The organism is Demequina activiva, assembly GCF_016862815.1.
Taxonomy (GTDB): Bacteria; Actinomycetota; Actinomycetes; order Actinomycetales; family Demequinaceae; genus Demequina; species Demequina activiva.
In genome coordinates this window covers 12,634-34,403 of the sequence record NZ_BONR01000002.1, presented here as the reverse complement: position 1 = coordinate 34,403, position 21,770 = coordinate 12,634, and the positions used below count along the sequence as shown (strand labels likewise).

General features: G+C 70.2%; 21 protein-coding genes. 1 reads left to right on the top strand and 20 read right to left on the bottom strand.

Features of this window, described 5'->3' with window-relative positions:
- Positions 1-39 precede the first annotated feature (39 nt).
- From Dac01nite_RS04895 to rimP, 19 genes are all read right to left on the bottom strand, one after another.
- Positions 40-516 (bottom strand): hypothetical protein, encoded by a 477-nt coding sequence (locus Dac01nite_RS04895; protein ID WP_203653804.1) that lies wholly within the window; start codon positions 514-516, stop codon positions 40-42.
- Positions 517-1,260 carry a 4-hydroxy-tetrahydrodipicolinate reductase gene (gene dapB, locus Dac01nite_RS04890; RefSeq protein ID WP_373307236.1) on the bottom strand — a complete coding sequence of 248 codons (744 nt, stop codon included), beginning with the start codon at positions 1,258-1,260 and terminating at the stop codon, positions 517-519. It abuts the gene before it with no gap.
- Positions 1,261-1,365: 105 nt separating this feature from the next.
- On the bottom strand, positions 1,366-2,688 hold the full coding sequence (locus Dac01nite_RS04885) for a M16 family metallopeptidase (RefSeq protein WP_203653802.1): 1,323 nt from the start codon (positions 2,686-2,688) through the stop codon (positions 1,366-1,368).
- Positions 2,689-2,730: 42 nt separating this feature from the next.
- Positions 2,731-3,351: a sugar O-acetyltransferase gene (locus Dac01nite_RS04880; RefSeq protein WP_203653801.1), complete on the bottom strand. Its 621-nt coding sequence runs from the start codon at positions 3,349-3,351 to the stop codon at positions 2,731-2,733.
- A 137-nt stretch (positions 3,352-3,488) separates the two neighbouring features.
- Entirely contained in the window at positions 3,489-5,699 is a 2,211-nt protein-coding gene (locus Dac01nite_RS04875) for a polyribonucleotide nucleotidyltransferase (protein ID WP_203653800.1), read from the bottom strand.
- Positions 5,700-6,006: 307 nt separating this feature from the next.
- Complete coding sequence (gene rpsO / locus Dac01nite_RS04870) at positions 6,007-6,276, bottom strand: 30S ribosomal protein S15 (protein ID WP_203653799.1); 270 nt, start codon at positions 6,274-6,276, stop codon at positions 6,007-6,009.
- 90 nt (positions 6,277-6,366) lie between these two features.
- Entirely contained in the window at positions 6,367-7,467 is a 1,101-nt protein-coding gene (locus tag Dac01nite_RS04865) for an alcohol dehydrogenase catalytic domain-containing protein (RefSeq protein ID WP_203653798.1), read from the bottom strand.
- A gap of 107 nt (positions 7,468-7,574) precedes the next feature.
- Positions 7,575-8,414 (bottom strand): glutamate ABC transporter substrate-binding protein, encoded by an 840-nt coding sequence (locus Dac01nite_RS04860; protein WP_203653797.1) that lies wholly within the window; start codon positions 8,412-8,414, stop codon positions 7,575-7,577.
- 95 nt (positions 8,415-8,509) lie between these two features.
- Positions 8,510-9,436 carry an amino acid ABC transporter permease gene (locus tag Dac01nite_RS04855; RefSeq protein WP_203653796.1) on the bottom strand — a complete coding sequence of 309 codons (927 nt, stop codon included), beginning with the start codon at positions 9,434-9,436 and terminating at the stop codon, positions 8,510-8,512.
- Positions 9,433-10,086, bottom strand: coding sequence for an amino acid ABC transporter permease (locus Dac01nite_RS04850; protein WP_203653795.1), 654 nt, complete (start codon positions 10,084-10,086; stop codon positions 9,433-9,435). Before Dac01nite_RS04850 ends, Dac01nite_RS04855 begins: the two co-directional genes overlap by 4 nt.
- Before the next feature lie 58 nt (positions 10,087-10,144).
- Positions 10,145-11,017, bottom strand: a complete 873-nt coding sequence (locus tag Dac01nite_RS04845) for a glutamate ABC transporter substrate-binding protein (protein ID WP_203653794.1) — start codon at positions 11,015-11,017, stop codon at positions 10,145-10,147.
- Positions 11,018-11,065: 48 nt separating this feature from the next.
- On the bottom strand, positions 11,066-11,839 hold the full coding sequence (locus Dac01nite_RS04840) for an amino acid ABC transporter ATP-binding protein (RefSeq protein WP_373307234.1): 774 nt from the start codon (positions 11,837-11,839) through the stop codon (positions 11,066-11,068).
- 39 nt (positions 11,840-11,878) lie between these two features.
- Positions 11,879-12,853, bottom strand: coding sequence for a bifunctional riboflavin kinase/FAD synthetase (locus tag Dac01nite_RS04835; protein WP_203653793.1), 975 nt, complete (start codon positions 12,851-12,853; stop codon positions 11,879-11,881).
- Positions 12,854-12,861: 8 nt separating this feature from the next.
- Positions 12,862-13,815 (bottom strand): tRNA pseudouridine(55) synthase TruB, encoded by a 954-nt coding sequence (gene truB, locus Dac01nite_RS04830; RefSeq protein ID WP_239066522.1) that lies wholly within the window; start codon positions 13,813-13,815, stop codon positions 12,862-12,864.
- On the bottom strand, positions 13,778-14,230 hold the full coding sequence (gene rbfA / locus Dac01nite_RS04825) for a 30S ribosome-binding factor RbfA (RefSeq protein WP_203653792.1): 453 nt from the start codon (positions 14,228-14,230) through the stop codon (positions 13,778-13,780). The genes truB and rbfA overlap by 38 nt, the downstream gene beginning before the upstream one ends.
- A complete protein-coding gene (infB, locus tag Dac01nite_RS04820) occupies positions 14,230-16,917 on the bottom strand; it encodes a translation initiation factor IF-2 (RefSeq protein ID WP_203653791.1) in 2,688 nt (895 codons plus the stop codon). Before infB ends, rbfA begins: the two co-directional genes overlap by 1 nt.
- Positions 16,918-17,052: 135 nt before the next feature.
- Positions 17,053-17,334 (bottom strand): YlxR family protein, encoded by a 282-nt coding sequence (locus Dac01nite_RS12185; protein WP_203653790.1) that lies wholly within the window; start codon positions 17,332-17,334, stop codon positions 17,053-17,055.
- 24 nt (positions 17,335-17,358) lie between these two features.
- The gene (gene nusA, locus Dac01nite_RS04810; RefSeq protein WP_203653789.1) at positions 17,359-18,375 is read right to left on the bottom strand and encodes a transcription termination factor NusA; all 1,017 of its coding nucleotides are present in this window, start codon (positions 18,373-18,375) and stop codon (positions 17,359-17,361) included.
- The gene (gene rimP, locus Dac01nite_RS04805) at positions 18,375-18,848 is read right to left on the bottom strand and encodes a ribosome maturation factor RimP (protein ID WP_203653788.1); all 474 of its coding nucleotides are present in this window, start codon (positions 18,846-18,848) and stop codon (positions 18,375-18,377) included. Before rimP ends, nusA begins: the two co-directional genes overlap by 1 nt.
- 86 nt (positions 18,849-18,934) lie before the next feature.
- Between rimP and Dac01nite_RS04800 the strand changes: the two genes are divergently transcribed.
- Complete coding sequence (locus Dac01nite_RS04800) at positions 18,935-19,924, top strand: DUF4439 domain-containing protein (protein WP_203653787.1); 990 nt, start codon at positions 18,935-18,937, stop codon at positions 19,922-19,924.
- Positions 19,925-19,927: 3 nt separating this feature from the next.
- Here the strand turns inward: Dac01nite_RS04800 and Dac01nite_RS04795 are convergent, their stop codons facing one another.
- A complete protein-coding gene (locus tag Dac01nite_RS04795; RefSeq protein ID WP_203655154.1) occupies positions 19,928-21,721 on the bottom strand; it encodes a proline--tRNA ligase in 1,794 nt (597 codons plus the stop codon).
- Positions 21,722-21,770 lie beyond the last annotated feature (49 nt).

The following is a 21,770-nucleotide window of genomic DNA, read 5'->3' as shown; positions in this document are numbered from 1 at the left end:
CGGCGACTGGGCCGCGCATCGGCCGGGCCCTTCGCGCGGTCAGCCTTGCCGGGCGGCCTTGCGCTCCGCGCGGTACAGCTCCGCGGCGTGGCGCATCGAGCTGCGAGCCATCCTCCGATCGCGGTTGGCGTCGTACGCGTGAGCGACGTGGAACCAGGCGACCCAGTCCTCCGGCCGGTCCTCGGCCGTGCGGCGTGCTACCTCGAACACCGCCTCCGCCGCATCCTGGGTGAGCCGGCCCGTGCGGTCCCTCTCGCCATCATGCAGCGGCAGGCGTCCCTCGCGCTCGAGCTGACTGGCCATGCGTTGCACGGTGATGCCGAGCCTCCACTCGTGGAACAGCCACCATGCGCCCACGAGCGGCAGCACCAGCATCGCCAGCCCCAAGCCTTTCGCCGCGAGCTCGGGGGCGCGCACGAACGCGAACGCGAGGTTCGCGACGAACGCGAAGTACAGCGCGACGATCACCGTGATGGCGACCGCCGCGAGGAAGCCGGGGTTGCGGAAGACGCCCATCTACAGCGACATGTACCGGTCGAGGCCCAGGGTGAGGCCGGGATGGTTGCCGACCTCCCGCACGCCCAGCAGCACACCGGGCATGAAGGACACGCGGTCGAAGCTGTCCGTGCGGATGGTGAAGGCCTCGCCGGCGTTGCCGAACAGGACCTCCTCGTGAGCGACCAGACCGCGCAGGCGCACCGCGTGGACGTGGACGCCGTCCACGTTCGCGCCGCGCGCGCCATCAGGGTCGTGAGTGGTGGCGTCGGGGCTGGGGGCCAGACCGGCCGAGGCGCGGGCGGCGGCGATGCCGCGTGCCGTGTGGAGCGCGGTGCCCGACGGGGCGTCGACCTTGTCCGGGTGGTGCAGCTCGACCACCTCGGCCGACTCGAAGTACGGCGCGGCCGCGGCGGCGAAACGCATCGCCAGCACCGCGCCGATGGCGAAGTTGGGGGCGATCAGCACGCCCAGGTCGGGACGCTCCCGCAGGTGCTCGTCCACGCGCGCCAGTGCGTCCTCGGTCCAGCCGGTGGTGCCCACCACCGCGTGGATTCCCGCATCGATGAGGGCGTGCACGTTGGCCTCGGTGGCGTCGGGAACCGTGAAGTCCACCGCGACGTGCGCCTTGGCGTGAGTCGCCGCGGCGATCTCGTCATCGGTGTCGAGGGCGGCCACGAGCGCCAGGTCATCCGCGGCCTCCACGGCCTGCACCACGTGACTTCCCATGCGCCCTGCGGCGCCCAGCACTGCGACGTTGATCATGGCGTCCACTCTACGGGCGGTCGCGAACGCGGCCGTGCGTCCCAGCAGTCATCCAGTGCAGGGATCCGGCGAGATCCGACGCTCGACGACTGCGAGCGCGCAGGGCTACGCGACCGCCGGGCCCACCCTCACGCTCGAGCGATCGCGCGACGCGAGCTCCGCCGCCAGGCCCACCACCGCATCAGCGGTGACCGAGCGCACCTGGTCGAGGGCCTCGGCGATGCTCCACAGCTCGCCGAACACCAGCTCGGACTTGCCCAGGCGCGACATGCGCGAATAGCTGTCCTCCAGGCGCAGCACCGTGGTGCCCGCGATCTGCCCCTTGGCCTTCTCGAGCTCCTCCGCGGTGACGCCCTGAGCCATGCGCTCGAGCTCGACGGCGAGCAGGCCCTCGACCTCGTCCGCGACGCGCGGATTGCAGGCGGCGTACATCCCCCAGATGCCGGTCTCCGCGTTGGGCGCCCCGAACGAGTACACCGCATAGGTCAGCCCACGCTTCTCGCGGATCTCCTGGAACAGGCGCGAGGACATCCCGCCACCCAGGATCGCGTTGAACACGCTCAGGGTCGAACGGCGCTCATCGGTGGCACGGAAGCCCCGCGTGCCCAGCATCACGTGGGCCTGCTCCAGATCCCGGGTGATGCGCACCTGGGGCGTCAGGCCCGCGTCCACCGGCGCGAGCGCGTCGCGCCGAGCGACCGGAGCCGTCTCGCCGGTGAGGTCCCAGCCGCCCGCGGTCAGCGCATCGGCCACCATGGCGCACACGGTCTCGTGGTGGACGTTTCCAGCGGCGGTGACGATCAGGGTCTGGGGGCCGTAGTGCTGGCGATAGTGCTCCTCGACCGCGTCGCGCGACACCGAGCGGATGATGTCGGGCGTCCCGCCGATGGGCCGGCCCAGCGGATGCCCGGCCAGCACGGCCTCGGTGAAGCGCTCGTGAGCGACGTCGCCTGGATCGTCCTCCGCCATCGCGAGCTCCTCGAGGATGACGCCGCGCTCCATGTCGAAGTCGGCCTCGTCGAGCCTCGCGGAGGTCACCATGTCGAGGATCACGTCGATCGCGAGCGGCAGGTCCGTGTCGATGGTCCGGGCGTAGTAGCAGGTGTACTCCTTGCCCGTGAGCGCGTTGGACTCGCCGCCCACCCGGTCGAAGGCCTCGGCGATGTCGAGCGCGCTGCGCCGGGCCGTGCCCTTGAACAGCAGGTGCTCGAGGAAGTGGGTCGAGCCCGCATGCTCCGGGGTCTCGTCACGACTGCCGACGCCGATCCACGCGCCCAGCGTCGCCGATCTCATGCCGGGGATGTGCTCGGTGAGCACCCGCACGCCACCGGGCAGGACGGAGCGCTGGATCACCGCGCCCTGGTCCTGCTCGACGGTGAGGTGGGCGCCGATGGCCGATGCGGCGACGAGAGGGAGTGCGTGAGGCATGCCTGCGAGCCTAGCCCGCCTCTCGACCGCGCCGAGCGCGGGTCAGGCCTGCGTCACGAGGTCGCGCAGCACGCGGCACGGGTTGCCCGCCGCCACCACGCCGGGCGGGACGTCGCGGGTGACCACGGAGCCCGCCCCCACGATGCTGTCGCGGCCGATGGTCACGCCGGGAGTGATCGTGACGGAGCCTCCCAGCCACACGTTGTCCTCGATGACCACGGGGGCGGCACGTTCGAAGCCTTCACGCCGGCGGACGGGGTCCTCGGCATGGTTGGGCGTGTAGATGCCGCACCGTGGGCCGATCAGGCAGTCCTCGCCGATGACCACCGGGCCTCCGCCGATGATCAGCAGATCCGCATTGATGAACGTGCGGTCCCCCACCGTGAGGGTGAGTCCGTAGTCGATGCTGAACGGCGGACGCACATCGACGCCGTCGCCCAGTCCCGGCACCAGCTCGCGCAGGAGCCGGGTCGCCTCAGCGGCATCCTCATCGAGCGCACGCGAGATCCGCTCGCACAGCGTGTGCGCGTGGCTGGTGTGATCGAGCAGGGAGCGGGACAGCCGGTACTGGACCCACTCGCCGTCGACCAGCCGCCGCAGATCGTCCTCGCCGTCCGTGTGGTCCCGCACCCGCCGGACCACCTGCTCGAGCTCGAGCCTCATCGCCACACTCCCGTTTGTTGTTGACTCCAACATAACGAGAGCGAGCCCTGAAGTCCAGCGCGTTCCCTCCCCCACACGCCACGAGGGCGGCCCCGGGCTACCGGGACCGCCCTCGTGAGCGTCAGTTCTGGCGGGTGCTACTCGCCGGCCTCGTCGGAGGAGTCCGCGGACTTCTCCTCGACCACGCCGAGCGACAGCTTGCCGCGCGGGTCCACTTCCTGGATCTCGACCTGGATCTTCTGGCCGATGGACAGGACGTCCTCCACGTTCTCGACGCGCTGGCCGCCCACGAGCTTGCGGATCTGCGAGATGTGCAGCAGACCGTCCTTGCCGGGGCTGAGCGAGACGAAGGCGCCGAACGCGACCGTCTTGACGACGGTGCCGACGAAGCGCTCGCCGACCTCGGGCACGTGCGGGTTCGCGATCGCGTTGATCGCGGAGCGCGCGGCCTCGGCGGACTCGCCGTTGTCAGCGCCGATGAAGACGGTGCCGTCGTCCTCGATGCTGATGTCCGCGCCGGTGTCGTCCTGGATCTGGTTGATCATCTTGCCCTTGGGGCCGATGACCTCGCCGATCTTGTCCACGGGCACGCGCACGGTGATGATGCGCGGAGCCGTGGGGCTCATCTCGTCGGGCTCGGAGATGGCCTGGTTCATGACGCTCAGGATGTGCAGACGCGCGTCCTTGGCCTGGCCCAGGGCGCCACCCAGCACGGAGGCAGGGATGCCGTCGAGCTTGGTGTCGAGCTGGATCGCGGTGATGAACTCGGAGGTTCCGGCGACCTTGAAGTCCATGTCGCCGAACGCGTCCTCCGCGCCCAGGATGTCGGTGAGCGCCGCGTAGCGGGTCTCGCCGTCCACCGTGTCGGACACGAGGCCCATCGCGATGCCCGCGACGGGGGCCTTCAGGGGCACGCCGGCGTTGAGCATGGCGAGCGTCGAGGCGCACACCGAGCCCATCGAGGTCGAGCCGTTCGAGCCCAGTGCCTCCGAGACCTGACGGATCGCGTACGGGAAGTCCTCACGCGACGGCAGCACCGGCACCAGGGCACGCTCGGCGAGCGCACCGTGGCCGATCTCGCGGCGCTTCGGGGAGCCCACGCGACCGGTCTCGCCCGTGGAGAAGGGCGGGAAGTTGTAGTGGTGCATGTAGCGCTTCTTCGTCTCCGGGTTGAAGGAGTCGATCTGCTGCTCCATCTTGAGCATGTTCAGCGTCGTGATGCCCATGATCTGGGTCTCGCCGCGCTCGAAGATCGCGGAGCCGTGCACGCGCGGGATGGGACCCACCTCTGCCGACAGCGGGCGGATGTCCGCCAGGCCACGACCGTCGATGCGGACGCCGTCCTTGAGGATGCGCTGACGGATGGTCTGCTTGGTCACGGAGCGGATCGCTGCCGAGACCTCCTTCTCGCGGCCCTCGAACTGGCCGGCGAAGTGCTCGAGCGTGCTCGCCTTGATCTCGTCGAGGCGGTTCTCGCGCTCCTGCTTGTCAGCGATCTGCAGCACGGCGGTGAGGTCACCGGACACGTGCGGCTCGACGGCCGAGTAGACGTCGTCCTCGTAGTCGAGGAAGCGGGGGAACTCGACGGTGGGCTTGGCGGCCTTCGCGGCGAGCTCGGCCTGGGCGTCGCACAGCGCCTTGATGAAGGGCTTGGCGGCCTCGAGGCCCTCAGCCACCACGTCCTCGGTGGGCGCCTGGGCACCCTCGGAGATGAGGTTGAAGGCGTCGTCCGTGGCCTCCGCCTCGACCATCATGATGGCGACGTCGTCGCCCACCACGCGGCCGGCGACGACCATGTCGAACACCGCGCGCTCCTTGTCGGAGTACTTCGGGAACGCGACCCACTGGCCGTCCACCAGCGCGACGCGCACGCCGCCGATGGGGCCGGAGAAGGGCAGGCCGGACAGCTGCGTCGACATGGACGCCGCGTTGATGGCCAGGGTGTCGTACGCGTCATCCGGGTGGATGGCGAGGACGTCGATGACGACCTGGACCTCGTTGCGCAGGCCGGACACGAAGGACGGGCGCAGCGGGCGGTCGATCAGACGGCAGGTGAGGATCGCGTCGGTCGAGGGACGGCCCTCGCGACGGAAGAACGAGCCGGGGATCTTGCCGGCGGCGTACGAGCGCTCCTCGACGTCCACCGTCAGGGGGAAGAAGTCGAAGCCCTCGCGGGGGTGCTTGCCGGCCGTGGTGGCGGCCAGCAGCATCGTCTCGCCGTCGAGGTAGGCGGCGGCGGAGCCGGCGGCCTGCTTGGCCAGACGGCCAGTCTCGAAGCGGACGGTGCGGGTGCCGAACGAACCATTGTCGATGGTTGCCTCGGCGAACTGGATCTCAGGACCTTCCATGTGGAAGTCGCTCCATTTCTGTTGGAGCAGGCCAGGCCGAACTCAAAGGGGCTTCAGCACCACTGATCGTCAGTCGACATGCTCAGATTCGCCCACCGCGTGCGATGCGGGAGTCTGCTCATCTCCACCGAGGATCAGCGTCCAGCTGGCCTGCCAGGTGTATGAAAGTGGGCGCGCCACGGGTGGCGGGCCGTCTCCACTCTATCAGTCATGGCGGCCGATGCGGTGGAGGCCGGGAAAGTGAAAGACCCGGCCGCTCGACCTCCGTGAGGAGGGAGCGGCCGGGCCGAGCGCGACTGGCTGCGACCTAGCGGCGCAGGCCCAGGCGCTCAATCAACGAGCGGTAGCGCTCGATGTCGACTCGCTGGAGGTAGTTGAGGAGGTTGCGGCGCTGACCGACGAGCAGCAGCAGACCACGGCGCGAGTGGTGGTCGTGCTTGTGCTCTTTGAGGTGCTCGTTGATGTCGTTGATGCGCTGCGTGAGAAGCGCGACCTGGACCTCGGGGGAACCGGTGTCGCCCTCGTTGGTGGCGTACTCGGTCATGATGGACTTCTTGGTGGCTGCGTCCAAAGGCACGGCGCACTCCTTCTTGTCTCGTTGCGCGGCGCTCCCAGGCAGGTTCTCTGGGGGCTCTCGAATCCGCGGCCGTTACACGGCGACGTCCAATCATACAGGAAGCGGCGTCGCGGGTGCGACCGAGGCGTGAGCGGAGATCCGGATGCGCTCGCGCGGCGGATCAGCGAGCAGCGCGCCCGCGAGACGCTCGAGGGGGATCGACTCCCCCACCAGCTGCGCCCATGGTCGCACGGCATGGGTGCTGACGAGGAACTCGACCGCCTCGACCAGGTGCCGAGGCTCGCTTCCGGCCACGCCCACGATCGTGTGGGCCTCGCGCGCGACGCGTGCGACGTCGATCTCGACGGTCGCGCGCTGAGCGGTGCCCACGAGAGCGAGTGCGCCGCCGCCCGCGAGAGAGCGCAGCGCGTCGCTGGCCCCGTCGCCCACGCCCGAGGCGTCGATCACCGCGTCGCAGGAGGGCACCCGGGCGCCGCGATCGAGCGCCACGTCCGCACCGAAGTCCAACGCGCGGCGCCTGCGGTGCGGGTCCGGATCGACCACCGAGCAGGACGCTGCCCCCGCCTCCGCCGCCATCGCGACCACGGCCAGGCCGATGAGCCCGGCGCCGAGCACCACGACTCTGCGCCCCGCGAGACCACCCACGCGCTCGACGGCAGCGCACGCACGGGCGATGGCACACCCTGCGGGACTCACGAGCCCATCGGGAGCCCAGGGGGGCACCGTCGCGATCGTCGCGCCCGCGGGAAGGAGCAGATGGGAGGCGAACGCCCCGCTCAGCGCCCACGCCTGCGACACCGGCTCCGAGCCCACCTCGATCGCACCCCTGCACGTCGCTCGCGAGCCCGCGGCGCATCGCGGGCACACCCCGCAGGTGACGGTGGGCGACCACACCACGCGGGCGCCGGGGACGAGTGCGCCGCCGCCGGCCGCTCGCACCGGGGAGCCGGTCGCGACCACCGTGCCCACTCCTTCGTGCCCCAGCACCGTCGGCGCACCACCGAAGCGCCGCTCGGCCATCACCCGGCGCACGCATCCGCACACGGTGGCGCAGGACACGTCGACGAGCACCTGACCGGGCTCCAGAGGAGGCAGGGAGACGTCGCTCAGGCTCACATCGCCCGCGCCGCGCCACAGCGCCACGCGCGCGCGCTCGGCGGCGAGCGCAGGGCGATGCTGGGCGTCAGGCATGGGCAGAATGTGCCGGTTCACAGCGGCTGAGAGCAAGCCCGCGACCCGCCAGCCGTCAAGAGTTCAGCGCGCGTTCAGCGACTGTTCATGCTGGCAGGCGCGCGACGTCAGTACCGGTCGATGTAGGGGCGCTGCGGCTCTGGCAGCACCGCTCCCGCAGTGCTGTCCCACGCAGCCTTCCAGCGGCCATCCTCGATGGCCTCCTCCAGGACGTCGTTGATCCACATGCGGAACTCGTCGTCCTCGAGCGCCACGCCGATCCCGTACGGCTCCGCCGTCACGTTCCCGCCCACCAGGCGAAACTCGCCGGGACGCTGTGCGGCGTAGCCGGCGAGGATCACGTCGTCGCTGGTGACCACGTCGACCTGGCCCTCTCCCAACCCGTCGACGCACGCGCTGTAGTCCTCGAACAGGACAACGTTCGCCTCGGGAGCGAGATCGCGGATGGTGCGCGCGCCGGTCGACCCCTGCACCGAGCACACGTCCTTGCCTGCGAGGTCCGCCACGGAGGCGATCGTCGCATCGTCCATACGGGTCAGGAGACTCTGCCCCGCGACGTAGTACGGCCCCGCGAAGCCCACGCGCTCCTTGCGCTCGCTCGAGATGGTGTAGGTGGCGACCACCAGGTCCGCCTCGCCGTCCGCCAGGATCCGCTCGCGCTCGCCGGAGACCGCCTCGACCCATGCGATGCCGTCCTCGGCGATGCCCAGCTCGTCCGCGACGATGCGCGCGATCTCGGTGTCGAACCCGCGCGCGGCGCCGGACTCGTCCAGCTCCCCGAACAGCGGTTGGTCGGCCTTGATCCCTATGGTGATCGCGCCGGACTCGGCCAGGCGTGCCATCGTGGAATCAGGCGCGAACTCATTGCTGCTGCACCCCGCCAGCACCGCTGACAGCAGCACCGCGACGGCCGCTGCGGCGACGCTCCTCACGCTCGTCGTGCGCATGGCACCCCTTCCCTCGCGTCCGAGACTAGCGAAGGGGACGCCGCGGACTCGACGCCGCGCGCAGCGCGCCCGATCTGCTCGCGCCGAGGCGCGCGCTACGGACCTGGGGTGCCGCCCGTTCCGTAGCCGGTGTTCGCGGAGTACCGCGCAGACTCGGCGCCGCCCTCGTGCATCGCCTCGGAGCCATCGTCCTTGCTGGCGACATGCTTGGACCGACGCATCCGACCCTCGATCCAGATCGCGAGACGAGAGATGGTGAGGTTGATGATGATGAACATCGCCGCGCCCACGAGGAACAGCGGGATGAGGTACCGGTCCCCGAAGTAGTCGCGGTTGGTCTTGATGACGCGCAGCAGCTCGTTGTAGGACACGATGTAGCCCAGCGCGGTGTCCTTGAGGAGCACCACCATCTGGCTGATGAGCGCTGGCAGCATGATGCGAACCGCCTGCGGAAGCTCGATCAGCAGCGTGGTGCGCATCGGCGACAGGCCGATGCTCAGCCCGGCCTCCCTCTGCCCCGCCGGCAGGGCGGCCAGGCCCGCACGCAGGATCTCGGCGACGACCGCGGCGTTGTAGACCACGAGGCCGAACACCACGGACCACAGCGGCGACCAGCCGAAGAACAGCTTCGCCAGGAACATGAGCATCAGCACGGGCAGCCCGCGCGCGAGCTCGGTGACGACGGCCGAGGAGCCGGAGAGCACGCGGCGACGTGCCCCGCGACGGATGATCGCCACCGTGGCGCCGAACACGACCGCGATGGGGGCCGCGACCGCGGCGGCCTTGAGCGTGTTCAGGACGCCGGTGAACAGCGAGCTCCACACGTCGCCCGCGGTCTGGCCCTTGGGCGGGTCCCAGAGGATCTGCCACCTGTCGTCGAAGATGCCGCGGTCGTACCACGCGACGATCACCCACGCCGCCACGGCGAGGAACACTCCGGTGAAGACCCAGTTGAGGATGACGTCGAGCCGCTTCGCCCGCGGGCCGGGGACGTCGTAGAGGACGGATGCTTCGGACTTCATCGCGCGAACGCCACCTTCTTCTCGACCTGCCCGGCGAGCACGCCCAGCGGGATGGTGATCACGAGGTACATGAGCGCGATGCCGAAGAAGATCCACAGTCCGTCAGTGGGGTTCGAGGTCATCAGCGTGCGCTGCACGGTGACGAGCTCCACATAGGCGAAGCCCGCGGCAACCGACGTGTTCTTGGTGAGCGCGATCAGCACGGAGATGAGCGGCGGTATCGCGGTGCGCCACGCCTGGGGAAGCACCACCTGCATGAGCGACTGCCGGAACGTCAGGCCGATGCTGCGGGCGGCCTCCGCCTGACCGATCCCGACGGAGTTCACGCCCGAGCGCAGCGCCTCGCACACGAAGGCGCTGGTGTAGATGCTCAGCGCCGTCACGGCCGGCCAGAAGCCAAGATCGGGGAACAGCAGGCCCACGCTGGGCGCGACGAACACCCAGAAGAAGAACATGAGGGTCAGCGGGGTGTTGCGGACGATCTCCACGTAGAGCGTGCCGAACGTCCTCAGTGGCCCGACGGGCGACACCCGCATGACCGCGAGGAGCGTGCCTCCCACGAGCGACAGCACCCCGGCCATCACCGTCAACGACAGCGTGCCGAGGAAGCCGCCCCAGACGGCGCCGAACTCCTCGATGAACGTGACCATGCTCTCCTCCGGATGAGCCGTGCGGCCCCTCGTCAGAGGGGCCGCACGGGGTGATCCCCTATCCGACCTCGTAGCGGTCGACGGTGGGAACCTCGGGCTCCGGCAGGACCGTGCCGGCAGTCTCGTTCCACGCCTCGAGCCAGCGACCGTCCTCGAAGATCTCCTCGAGGACGTCGTTGATCCACATGCGGAACTCGGTGTCCTCGCGCTCGACGCCGATGCCGTAGGGCTCCTCGGTGAAGGGCTCCCCCACCACCTCGAACTCGCCATCGGAGTCCGCGACGTAGCCCGCGAGGATCACGTTGTCCGTGGTGACCACGTCGACCTGCCCATTGCGCAGCGGCTCGAGGCAGTCGGTGTAGGCGTCGAACAGCGAGAGCTCGGCGTCCGGATAGTTGTCGGAGATGTTCTGCGCGGGCGTCGATCCCGTCACGGAGCACACGTTCATCCCGGCGAGGTCGTCCGGCCCGGTGATGTCCGTGTTGCCGGACAGCGTCATGAGTGCCTGGCCGGCGTTGTAGTACGGACCGGCGAAGCTGATGAGCTCCTTGCGGTCGTCGTTGATCGTGTAGGTCGCGACCACGATGTCCACGGTGCCGTCCTGGATGAACGGCTCACGGTTCGCGGACACCGTCTCGACCCACTCGATGCCGTCCTCGTCGATGCCCAGCTCGGACGCGATGATCGTGCCGATCTCGACGTCGAAGCCCTCCGGCACGCCGGACGGCGCGAGCAGCCCGAACAGCGGCTGGTCGAACTTGGTGCCGATGGTGATCGAGCCAGCCTCCGCCAGCTCCGCCATGGTCGAGCCCTCAGGGAACTCGCCGGGGTCGACGTCCTCCCCGCCATTGCCATCATCTCCGGATGAGCACGCCGCCAGCGCGAGCACCACGGCCGCTCCCAGAGCGGCCACCTTGGTCTTCGTGAACATGTTGTCTCCTCTCTCCCGCCCCGAGGGATGCACGGGGCCCTCACGCACTCAGTGCGTCAAGATCTTCGACAGGAAGTCCTTGGCGCGCTCCGACTGGGGGTTCGTGAAGAACTCCTCCGGCGTCGCCTCCTCCTGGATCAGCCCGTCCGCCATGAAGACCACGCGGTTCGCGGCCTTGCGCGCGAAGCCCATCTCGTGGGTCACGACGATCATCGTCATGCCCTCCTTCGCGAGGTCCGTCATCACGTCGAGGACCTCGTTGATCATCTCGGGGTCCAGGGCGGAGGTGGGCTCGTCGAACAGCATGACCTTGGGCCGCATGGCGAGCGAGCGAGCGATGGCGACGCGCTGCTGCTGACCTCCGGACAACGCCGCCGGGTACTTCTGTGCCTGGTTGGCGATCCCCACTCGTTCGAGCAGCGCCATGGCCTCCTCGCGGGCCTGCGCCTTGGGCAGGCCGCGCACCTTGATGGGGCCGAGCGTCACGTTCTCGAGGATGGTCTTGTGAGCGAAGAGGTTGAAGGACTGGAACACCATGCCCACGTCCGCACGCAGCTGCGCGAGCGGCTTGCCCTCCTCCGGCAGCCGGACGCCGTCGATCTCGATCACGCCGTCGTCGATGGTCTCGAGGCGGTTGATCGCGCGGCACAGCGTCGACTTGCCCGAGCCCGACGGCCCGATCACGATCACCACCTCGCCGCGCGTGACATCGAGATTGATGTCGTTGAGCACATGGAGCTCGCCGAAGTGCTTGTTGACGTGCTCGAGCCTGACCAGTGGCCTGTCGCCGGACTCCGCGCTGCTTCCAGGGCTTTCGCTCATGATTCGACCATAGCCGGATTCTTGCGGTGTTTGCCCGGTTTAATCGAGTTGTAACACGTCCCGGCACCATTCGACGTCAGATCCGAGCGCATCGGTGAGCGCTTCGAGCGACCCGAAGTCCAGCATCGGCCGCCTCCATCGCACCAGGTCGAACGCGACCTCCGCGCCGTACAGGTTCAGATCGTCGCGGTCGATGACGAATCCCTCGACGCGCAGGCCCTCGCTGCCCACGGTGTAGTTGAAGCCCAGGCTGACGGCTGTGGGCAGCGCCACCCCTGCGACCAGGTCCGCCTTGTCATTGCCGCGCGCGTCGAGCACGGTGAGCCAGCCCGCGTACACCCCGTGACGCGGGATCATCCCGGCCCTGACATCCAGGTTCGCCGTAGGAAAGCCGATCGTGCGTCCCAGCTTGTCGCCGTCGACGACGACGCCCCTCAGGCGATGCGGGCGGCCCAGCACCTCCGCGGCTTCGTCGAGCTTGCCGTCCTCGAGCAGCTCGCGCACCCACGTCGAGGACCAGCGCCGGCCGGACTCCGAGATCGCGCACGCGTCGTCGATCACCTCGACGTCGAAGCCCATGGTCTGTCCCAGGGCGCGCAGGGTGTCGACGTCGCCGGCGTTGCCCCGCCCGAACTTGGTGTCGCGCCCCACCACCACGCGGGCCGCGCCGAGCCCGTCCACGAGCCACGTCCGCACGAACTGCTGCGGCGTCTGCTGCGCGAAGTCGAGCGTGTAGGGCACCACGATGATGCCGTCGAGCCCGGTCTCCTCCAGGAACGTCAGCTTGTCATCGAGGCCCATGATGAGCAGCGGCGGGTGCTCCGGGTCGTGGACGGCCTTGGGGTGCGGCTCGAACGTCATCGCGACGGCGCGGTGTCCGCGCGCCTCGGCGTCCTCCACCATCCGGGTCAGGACGGCCTGGTGACCGCGATGGACGCCGTCGAAGTTGCCGAGCGTGACGGTGGTGGGGCCCAGGTCCGCGGGGACCTCCTCGAGCGAGTTCCAGACGTGCATGGCGCCCATCATGCCGCAGGCGAGGACGGACGGAACACGACGGCGGGGCGCAGGCCTCCCCTGCCGCGCTCGACCACGGCGACCAGGTCGCCATCCGGAGCCAATGCGGCGAAGGGCCCGTCTCCCTCGAGCGTTGCTGCACCGTCCGGGTCGATCGCCTGGCCGTAGCCCAGCGCGACGGCGTCCCGCTCGTCCAGGTCGAGAACGGGAAGGACGGCCGATGCGGCAGTGCCCAGGGGCACGCGCGGCACCTCGTCGCCCGCGTCGACCAGCTCCGCGAGCGCCTCGAGCGTCACTGCGTCGTCGAGAGTGAGCCCGCCCACCCGCGTGCGCCGCAGTGCGGTCAGGTGTCCTCCTACGCCCAGCGCGGCTCCCAGGTCGCGTGCGAGCGCTCGCACGTACGTTCCCGAGGACACGGCGACGCGCACGTCGATGTCGACGAGCGCATCGGCCCGCCGCGTGTCGAGCACCTCGAAGGCGCTGACGGTGACGGGGCGGGCGGCGAGCTGGACGTCCTCGCCGTCGCGGGCGCGCTTGTAGGACCGCACCCCGTCGACCTTGATGGCGCTCACGGAGCTGGGCACCTGCTGGATCTGCCCCGTCAGGGCGAGCACCGCATCGGCGACCTGGTCGTCCGAGACGGCCGACGCATCGGCCGTCGCCGTGACCTCGCCCTCGGCGTCGTCGGTCACCGTCGTCTGCCCCAGGCGGATGGTCGCCGTGTACTCCTTGTCGTGACCCACGATGTAGGTCAGCAGACGGGTGGCGCGCCCGATCCCGATCACGAGCACGCCCGTGGCCATCGGATCGAGGGTGCCGGCGTGGCCCACCTTGCGGGTGTGCGCGAGCCTGCGCATGCGGCCCACGACATCGTGCGACGTCCAGCCCGCAGGCTTGTCCACCACGACCAGCCCGGGCGCGGGCTCAGGCTGAGGGGTCTTCGCCATCCGCGTCGTGCTCATCGGGGTGACGATACGGGTCCTCGTCGCCGGCGTACTTCGCGTTCTCGCGCAGCTTCGCCAGCTCGGCGTCACGCTGCTGCGCCTCGTGCAGCGCCCTGTCGAGGCTCGCGGCCGTCTCCGGCACCGCGTCGAGGATGAAGTCGAGCGTGGGGGTGAGCCGGATGCCCAGCTCACCTCCCACGATCGAGCGCAGTCGCCCCTTGGCCGAGGCGAGGGCGGCGGCCGTGGCCGCACGCTCCTCGTCCCCGCCGTACACCGTGTAGAACACCGATGCCTGCTGCAGGTCGCCGGTGACGCGAACATCCGTCACCGTGACGAACCCCAGGCGAGGGTCCTTGATCTCGGTCTCGAGCGCGCGAGCCACCAGCTTCTTGATGGTGCCCGCGAGCCTGAGAGCGCGTGCGCTGTCTGCCATTAGGACCTCGGGATCTCGACCATCTCGAACGTCTCGATGATGTCACCGACCTGGATGTCGTTGAACTTGCCCAGGCCGATTCCGCACTCGAAGCCGTCCTTGACCTCGGTGACGTCATCCTTGAAGCGGCGCAGGGTGTCGATCGTGGGCTCGCCGATGACGACGCCCTCGCGGACCACCTTCGCCTTCGCGTTGCGGACGATCTTGCCGTTGCGCACCAGGCAGCCGGCAATGTTGCCGAACTTGGAGCTGCGGAAGATCTCCTGGATCTCCGCGGCGCCCACCTGACGCTCCTCGAACTCGGGCTTGAGCATGCCCTTGAGCGACGCCTCGACGTCCTCCAGCGCGCGGTAGATGACCGAGTAGAAGCGCATGTCGACGCCCTCGCGGTCCGCGAGGTCCTGCACGCGCTCCGCAGGGCGAACGTTGAAGCCCAGGATGATCGCGTTGTCGACCGTCGCCAGGTTCACGTCGTTCTGCGTCACGGCACCCACGCCGCGGTGGATGATGCGCAGGTCGACCTCGTCGCCCACATCGATCTGCAGCAGCGCGTCCTCGAGCGCCTCGACGGCACCGGAGACGTCTCCCTTGATGATGAGGTTGAGCGTGTCGACCTTGCCGTCCTCGATCGCCTTCGCGAAGTCCTCGAGGCTGATGCGCTTGCGACGCTTCGCGAGCTGTGCGGCACGGTTCGCGGCCTCACGCTTCTCCGCGATCTGACGCGCGGTGCGGTCGTCGTCCGCCACCAGGAAGGTGTCGCCGGCGCCGGGCACCGACGTCAGTCCGATCACCAGGACCGGACGCGCGGGGTGCGCCTCCTCCACCGGCTGATCGTGCTCGTCGAACATCGCACGGACGCGGCCATAGGCCGTTCCCGCGACGATCGAGTCGCCCACGCGCAGCGTTCCCGAGTTGACCAGCACGGTCGCGACGGCGCCGCGGCCCTTGTCCAGGTGCGCCTCGACGGCAACACCGCGAGCGTCCTTGTCCGGGTTGGCCCGCAGGTCCAGGCCCGCATCGGCGGTCAGCAGGACGGCCTCGAGCAGCTCGTCGATGCCCTGGCTCTTGAGCGCGGAGACGTTGACGAACATCGTGTCGCCTCCCCACTCCTCGTCGACCAGGTTGTACTCGGTGAGCTGCTGGCGGATCTTGTCGGGGTTGGCCCCCTCCTTGTCCACCTTGTTGACCGCGACGACGATCGGAACGTTCGCCGCCTGGGCGTGGTTGAGCGCCTCGATGGTCTGCGGCATCACGCCGTCGTCCGCCGCGACCACGAGGATGGCGATGTCGGTGACCTTCGCACCACGAGCACGCATGGCGGTGAACGCCTCGTGACCCGGGGTGTCGATGAACGTGATCGCGCGGGTCTCACCGTCGTGCTCATGGTGCACCTGGTAGGCGCCGATGTGCTGGGTGATGCCGCCGGCCTCGCCAGAGATGACGTCCGCCTTGCGGATCGAGTCCAGCAGGCGAGTCTTTCCGTGGTCGACGTGGCCCATGACGGTGACGACCGGAGGACGAGCCTCCAGGACGTCGTCGCCCTCGGCCTCGAGCTCGGCCTCGATGTCGAGGCCGAAGTCCTCGAGCAGCTCGCGGTCCTCCTCCTCGGGGGACACGATCTGGATCTTGTAGCCCAGCTCGGCACCCAGGGTCTCGAAGGTCGCCTCGTCGAGAGACTGCGTGGCCGTGGCCATCTCGCCCAGGTGGAACATCACGGTCACGAGCGACGCGGGGTTGACATCGATCTTCTCGGCGAAGTCCGTGATGGTCGCGCCACGGCGCAGGCGGATCAGCGTGTTGCCGTCACCGCGAGGGATCTGCACGCCGCCGATCGACGGAGCCTGCTGCTGCTCGTACTCGGCGCGCTTGGCACGCTTCGACTTCCGTGAGCGCGCAGGGCGTCCGCCCTGGCGTCCGAATGCGCCGGCAGTGCCGCCGCCGCGTCCGCGACCACCCGCGGCCGGACGGCCACCGGGGCCGCCGAATCCGGGCCGTCCACCGGGACCGCCGCCAGCGCCGGGAGCACCGGGACGGCCTCCAGGACCGCCGGGGCCACCTGGGCCTCCGCGCCCAGGGGCGCGGTTGGGCATCTGGCCGGGCGTGGGTCGCCCGCCGGGACCGGCAGGACGGCCGCCAGGACCGCCTGCACCGGGACCGCCAGGGCCACCGGGACGTGCGCCCGGGCGGGGCGCGCCGGGACGCGTGGTCTGGAAGGGGTTGTTGCCACCCGGACGCGGGCGCGGACGAGGTCCGGCGGTGCGCTCCGAGAAGGGGTTGTTGCCGCCGGGGCGGGGGCGGGGCTTGGGCATGTCCGCCGGCGTGGCCGCGCCCGGCTTGGGTCCGTCGTCGGCGGCGGCAGGCGCGGACTCCTGCGCAGGAGCCTGGGGTGCGCTCGGCGCGGGTGCGCTGGCCTCCGGGGCCGCCTCGGGGGCGGGCTCCGCAGGCGCGGCAGGCTTGGGCGCGGCAGGCTTGGGAGCCGGCTTCGCCTTGGGCTTCGCGGGGGTCTGGGAGGCGTCGTCCTTGCCGGGCGCCGCGGGGAAGGCCTCGCGGGCCTTGCGCACGACAGGCGCCTCGAGAGCCGAGGAGGCTCCCTTGACGTACTCGCCGAGCTCGTTGAGCTTGGCGATCAGATCCTTGCTCGGAACTCCGAGCTCTTTCGCGATCTCGTGAACGCGGGGCTTTGCCACAATTCTCCTGTCTTGGTCCGACCAAGACAGGGTCGAACCATCGTTACGGGTGGGTACTCATCGTGAGGAACTCATCGGATGACCATGGGCTTTCGTCCCAATCTTCGATGGCGGGCATGATGGCGGCTCCGGAACCTACGCGCCCGGGAGGGCGACGCCCGTCGCATCCGCGCCGGGCGAGCGCAGGGCTCGTCCGATGCTGTTGCGGCGCGACGCCAAAGCGAGGCAGTCGGCATCGGGATGCAGCCATGCACCCCGACCCGGCAGCGTCGCGCTCTCGTCGACGACCACGCGGTCGCCCTCGAGTGCGAGACGCACCAGAACCGACCGAGGAGCCTTGCGGCGGCATCCCACACACGTGCGCACGGGCTCGTGCGGACGCGCATCGGTGTCGCCGGAAGGCAAACTCGGCCCCATCAGTCTAGCGGCTTGCAGCGGCGGCTAGGACCGGGGGGCGTCGGCGCGCCCCGGAACGTCCGGCGCCTCGTCCGAGCGGATGTCGATGCGCCATCCCGTGAGACGGGCGGCGAGACGGGCGTTCTGGCCCTCCTTGCCGATCGCCAGCGACAGGTGGAAGTCCGGCACCACGACGCGCGCGGCGCGAGCCTCCTCATCCACCACGGTCACGGACACCACCCGCGACGGCGACAAGGCGTTGCCCACGAACGTGGCGGGGTCCTCATGCCAGTCGACGATGTCGATCTTCTCGCCGCGCAGCTCGCTCATCACTGCCCGCACGCGCGATCCCATGGGACCGATGCACGCGCCCTTGGCGTTGACCCCCGGCTCGGTGGCGCGCACCGCGACCTTGGTGCGGTGGCCCGCCTCGCGCGCCAGGCTCATGATCTCGACGGTGCCGTCCGCGATCTCGGGCACCTCCATCTCGAAGAGCTTGCGGACCAGGCCCGGGTGCGTGCGCGAGAGCATGATCGAGGGGCCCTTCTGGCCGCGCGTGACCTCGAGCACGTAGCCGCGCAGACGCTCGCCGTGCACATAGGTCTCCGTGGGCACCTGCTCGTGCGGCGGCAGCAGCGCCTCGGTCTCGCCGATGTCCACGTGGACGTTGCGGGGGTCCGCGCTCTGCTGGATGATGCCGGACACGAGCTGCCCCTCCTTGCCCGCGTACTCCCCCAGCACCGCGTCGTCACCCACCTGGCGCATGCGCTGCACGATCACCTGGCGGGCGGTCGCCGTCGCGATGCGACCGAAGTTGTCCGGGGTGTGGTCGAACTCGGGCTGGTCCTCGAGCACATCGTCGGACTCGGGGTCCACGTCCTCGCGCGCGAAGATCGAGACCTTGCCGCTGTCGCGGTCCACGTGGGCGCGAGCGTTCCGGTAGGCGCCCGGGGTCTTGTGGTACGCGGAGACCAGTGCCTGCTCGATCGCGTCGACGAGCACGTCGAGCCGGATCTCGCGCTCTCTCTCCAGGCCCTTGAGGGCCACCATGTCGATGTCCATCAGTCCTCCTGATCCATGCGCTTGAGCTCGACCTCGATGCGGCCCTCCGCGACGTTGTCGATCGCGATGCGCTCCTCGCCGTGCGGCGCGCCGAGCACGAGCGTGTCGCCGTCGACATCCGTGAGGCGGGCGGTGGTCGTGGTCCCATCGACGAGGACGAGGGCCACCAGTCGGGTGCGTGCGCGCAGGTAGTGGCGACGCTCCGTCAAGGGCCGGTCCGTGCCGGGCGTTCCCACCTCGAGGACATAGGGGGTCGACGGGACGTTCGCCTCGTCGAGCGCCGCGCCGATGGCGCGTGACGCCGCCGCGATGGCGTCGAGATCGGCCCCGCCCACCTCGGTCTCGGGGAGGTCGAGGGTGACGGTCACGCGCGTGCGCTTGCCTGCGGGCGAGACGGACACGGAGTCGACCTCGAGACCCGCGGCGGCTGCGCCCGGCGCGGCCAGCTCGGCGATCCTGGTCGTGAGGTCCATGGGCCCAGCCTCCTGTGCGCAAGCGCTTCCGTTCCTGAAATTCGGTCGCGGACAGTCTACCTGCGCTGCATGGGATGATGACGGCCATGAGGACGCGCCACACCTGGGGGATCGTAGCTGTGGTGGCCGCGACGCTCCTCGTCGCGGGATGCTCCTGGCGCATGGAGACTCCTGCGCCGCAGTGGCCGTCGCCGGACGCGGTCACGGTGATGCGCGACGACGCGGCGCAGCGCGAGCAGGCCGTCATCGATGCCATCGCCACCGCAGCAGGGGCGGGCACCCCGCAGGCCGTCGTGATCGCAGAGATCGAGGGGGCCGCCGCGCCCCAGCGCCTCGAGGCGCTGGGCGGCCTGTACATCGCGTACCCCGACTCCTCCCCGACTCCCGTCGCATCGGCCGTGCCGACGGACGTGGTCGCCGCCGTCACCGCCGCTCGCGACGGCCACCTGGCCGATGCGCTGGTCGCGCAGGACGCGGACCTCGCCTCGCTGCTGACCGCCGCCGGCCTGTCCCACGCGCTGTCGAGCTGGTTCGCGATCTGGGTCGACGATCAGGTCGCCGGGGAGACGCAGCCCGTGGTCGAGGAGCGACTGCTGTCGACCCCGGTGATCCCGGAGCCGTCGCTGCTGCCAGCAGAGGGCTCGACGACCGATGAGGAGACGCTGAGCGAGCTCGGGCTGGCACACGATCAGGCGCGCTACGCGTATGAGGTGCTGGCCGCCCGTGCGGCGGAGGACGAGCGCGAGCAGTGGCTTGCGCGGCGCGCACTGCAGGACGCGCGCGCACAGTCGCTGGTGGACCTCCCGGGGGTGGAGGACCAGCGCGCGGCGGTGTACGTGCTGAGCCCCGAGCAGTCCGGCGACAGCGCTCAGCGCGTGGCGACCGCAATCGAGATCGAGAACCGTCTGGGCGCCGCCTACGCGGCACTGGCCGCCACGGCCGGCGCCGGCGAGAAGCCGTGGCTGCTGGGCGCCGCCTTCGATGCGTACGCGCAGGCGGCGGCCTTCGGGGAGCCCACCGACAGCCCCTACCCGGTGCCAGCGCTGCCCGGCATCGAGTCCGTGGGCTCGGACTAGCCCCTACGCGAGGGCGGCGCGCACGCGCTCGACGACCGTGGGCACGGCCTCGGCCAGCGCAAGCGCCTCGCTCGAGCCCTCGGCACGGACCTTGAGCTCGACCTCGCCATCCGCGAGCCCGCGTCCCACGACGAGGATGAAGGGCGCACCCACCAGCTCCGCGTCCTTGAACTTCACGCCGGGCGAGACCTTGCCCGCGCGGTCGTCGTAGAGGACCTCGAGGCCCTCCGCCTCGAGTTCCCCCGCGAGGCGCTCGGCGGTGTCGAACACGTCCTGGTCCTTGCCGGTGGCGACCACGTGCACGTGGAACGGGGCCACGTGCGCAGGCCACTTCAGCCCCAGCTCGTCGTTGTTGAGCTCCGCGAGCAGCGCCATCACGCGCGTCACGCCCACGCCGTACGAGCCCATGGTCACCGTCTGCTGCTTGCCATTGACGTCGAGCACCTGGAGCCCCAGGGCCTCGGCGTACTTGCGTCCCAGCTGGAAGATGTGGCCAATCTCGACGCCGCGCGCGAGCTCCAGGGGCCCGGAGCCGTCCGGCGCGGGGTCGCCCTCGCGCACCTCTGCCGCCTCGACGGTGCCGTCCGCGCTGAAGTCCCTGCCCGCGGTGAGGTCGAACACGTGCTTGCCCGGCGCATCGGCTCCCGTGATCCAGCGGGTGCCCGGCACGATGCGCGGGTCCAGCAGGTAGGGGATGGCCGTGTCGCCCTCGTCGCCGCGGGCGACGCCCTCGTCGCGGGCCTGCGGACCCAGAGCGCCCGGGCCGATGTAGCCCTTGACGAGCTGCGGGTGCCGAGCGAAGTCCGCCTCGGTCGCGGGCTCGACGGTGTGCGGCGCAAGGGCGGCCTCGAGGCGCGTCAGGTCCGCGTCGCGGTCGCCGGGCACGCCCACGACGAGCAGCGACCGCTCGCCCGTGGGAGACGTGAGGGCGAGCACCACGTTCTTGAGCGTGTCCGCTGCGGTCCAGGGTCGCTCGGGCCGGGGGTGCCGCTCGTTCGCCACGGCCACCAGGGTGTCGATCGTGGGGGTGTCGGGGGTGTCCTCGACATGGGCGTCGGGGGCGTCGGTCCAGTCGATCGGGTCAGGCACAGGCGTCGTGACGGCCTCGACGTTGGCCGCATAGCCGCCAGGAGACCGCACGAAGGTGTCCTCGCCGATCACGGTGGGGGCGAGGAACTCCTCGGACTTCGAGCCGCCCATCGCGCCAGAGGTCGCCGTGACGATCACGTAATCGATGCCCAGCCGCTCGAAGATCCGGATGTAGGCCTCGCGCTGGGCCTGGTACGACGCCTCGAGCCCGGCGTCGTCGACGTCGAACGAGTACGCGTCCTTCATGATGAACTCGCGGCCGCGCAGCAGGCCGGCGCGCGGGCGCGCCTCGTCGCGGTACTTGGTCTGGATCTGGAACAGCGACAGCGGGAGGTCCTTGTAGCTGCTGTACAGGTCCTTCACGAGCAGCGTGAACATCTCCTCGTGCGTGGGGGCGAGCAGCATGTCCGTGCCCTTGCGGTCCTGCAGGCGGAAGAGGTTGGGGCCGTACTCGTCCCACCGCCCCGTCGCCTCGTAGGGCTCCTTGGGCAGCAGCGCCGGGAAGTGGACCTCCTGGCTGCCGGCGCGCTCCATCTCCTCGCGCACCACCGCCTCGACCTTGGCGAGCACCCGCAGGCCCAGGGGCATCCACGAGTAGATGCCGGGGGCGGCGCGGCGAATGTAGCCGGCCCGGATCAGGAGCCGGTGGGAGGCGACCTCGGCGTCGGCCGGGTCCTCGCGCAGCGTGCGAAGGAAGAGCGTGGACATGCGAAGCATGGGGTCAAGCCTAGTGGCGTCGCATGCACCGTCCGGCCGA

Coding starts and splice junctions, on each gene's coding strand:
- rbfA (WP_203653792.1), bottom strand. CDS start 14,230: ATGGCAGACAGCGCACGCGCTCTCAGGCTCGCGGGCACCATCAAGAAG.
- Dac01nite_RS04850 (WP_203653795.1), bottom strand. CDS start 10,086: ATGGTCACGTTCATCGAGGAGTTCGGCGCCGTCTGGGGCGGCTTCCTC.
- Dac01nite_RS04860 (WP_203653797.1), bottom strand. CDS start 8,414: ATGCGCACGACGAGCGTGAGGAGCGTCGCCGCAGCGGCCGTCGCGGTG.
- nusA (WP_203653789.1), bottom strand. CDS start 18,375: ATGGACATCGACATGGTGGCCCTCAAGGGCCTGGAGAGAGAGCGCGAG.
- dapB (WP_373307236.1), bottom strand. CDS start 1,260: ATGATCAACGTCGCAGTGCTGGGCGCCGCAGGGCGCATGGGAAGTCAC.
- Dac01nite_RS04895 (WP_203653804.1), bottom strand. CDS start 516: ATGGGCGTCTTCCGCAACCCCGGCTTCCTCGCGGCGGTCGCCATCACG.
- rimP (WP_203653788.1), bottom strand. CDS start 18,848: ATGGACCTCACGACCAGGATCGCCGAGCTGGCCGCGCCGGGCGCAGCC.
- Dac01nite_RS04795 (WP_203655154.1), bottom strand. CDS start 21,721: ATGTCCACGCTCTTCCTTCGCACGCTGCGCGAGGACCCGGCCGACGCC.
- Dac01nite_RS04845 (WP_203653794.1), bottom strand. CDS start 11,017: ATGTTCACGAAGACCAAGGTGGCCGCTCTGGGAGCGGCCGTGGTGCTC.
- Dac01nite_RS04840 (WP_373307234.1), bottom strand. CDS start 11,839: ATGAGCGAAAGCCCTGGAAGCAGCGCGGAGTCCGGCGACAGGCCACTG.
- Dac01nite_RS04880 (WP_203653801.1), bottom strand. CDS start 3,351: ATGAGGCTCGAGCTCGAGCAGGTGGTCCGGCGGGTGCGGGACCACACG.
- Dac01nite_RS04865 (WP_203653798.1), bottom strand. CDS start 7,467: ATGCCTGACGCCCAGCATCGCCCTGCGCTCGCCGCCGAGCGCGCGCGC.
- Dac01nite_RS04885 (WP_203653802.1), bottom strand. CDS start 2,688: ATGCCTCACGCACTCCCTCTCGTCGCCGCATCGGCCATCGGCGCCCAC.
- Dac01nite_RS04875 (WP_203653800.1), bottom strand. CDS start 5,699: ATGGAAGGTCCTGAGATCCAGTTCGCCGAGGCAACCATCGACAATGGT.
- Dac01nite_RS04855 (WP_203653796.1), bottom strand. CDS start 9,436: ATGAAGTCCGAAGCATCCGTCCTCTACGACGTCCCCGGCCCGCGGGCG.
- truB (WP_239066522.1), bottom strand. CDS start 13,815: ATGAGCACGACGCGGATGGCGAAGACCCCTCAGCCTGAGCCCGCGCCC.
- Dac01nite_RS04835 (WP_203653793.1), bottom strand. CDS start 12,853: ATGCACGTCTGGAACTCGCTCGAGGAGGTCCCCGCGGACCTGGGCCCC.
- Dac01nite_RS04800 (WP_203653787.1), top strand. CDS start 18,935: ATGAGGACGCGCCACACCTGGGGGATCGTAGCTGTGGTGGCCGCGACG.
- Dac01nite_RS12185 (WP_203653790.1), bottom strand. CDS start 17,334: ATGGGGCCGAGTTTGCCTTCCGGCGACACCGATGCGCGTCCGCACGAG.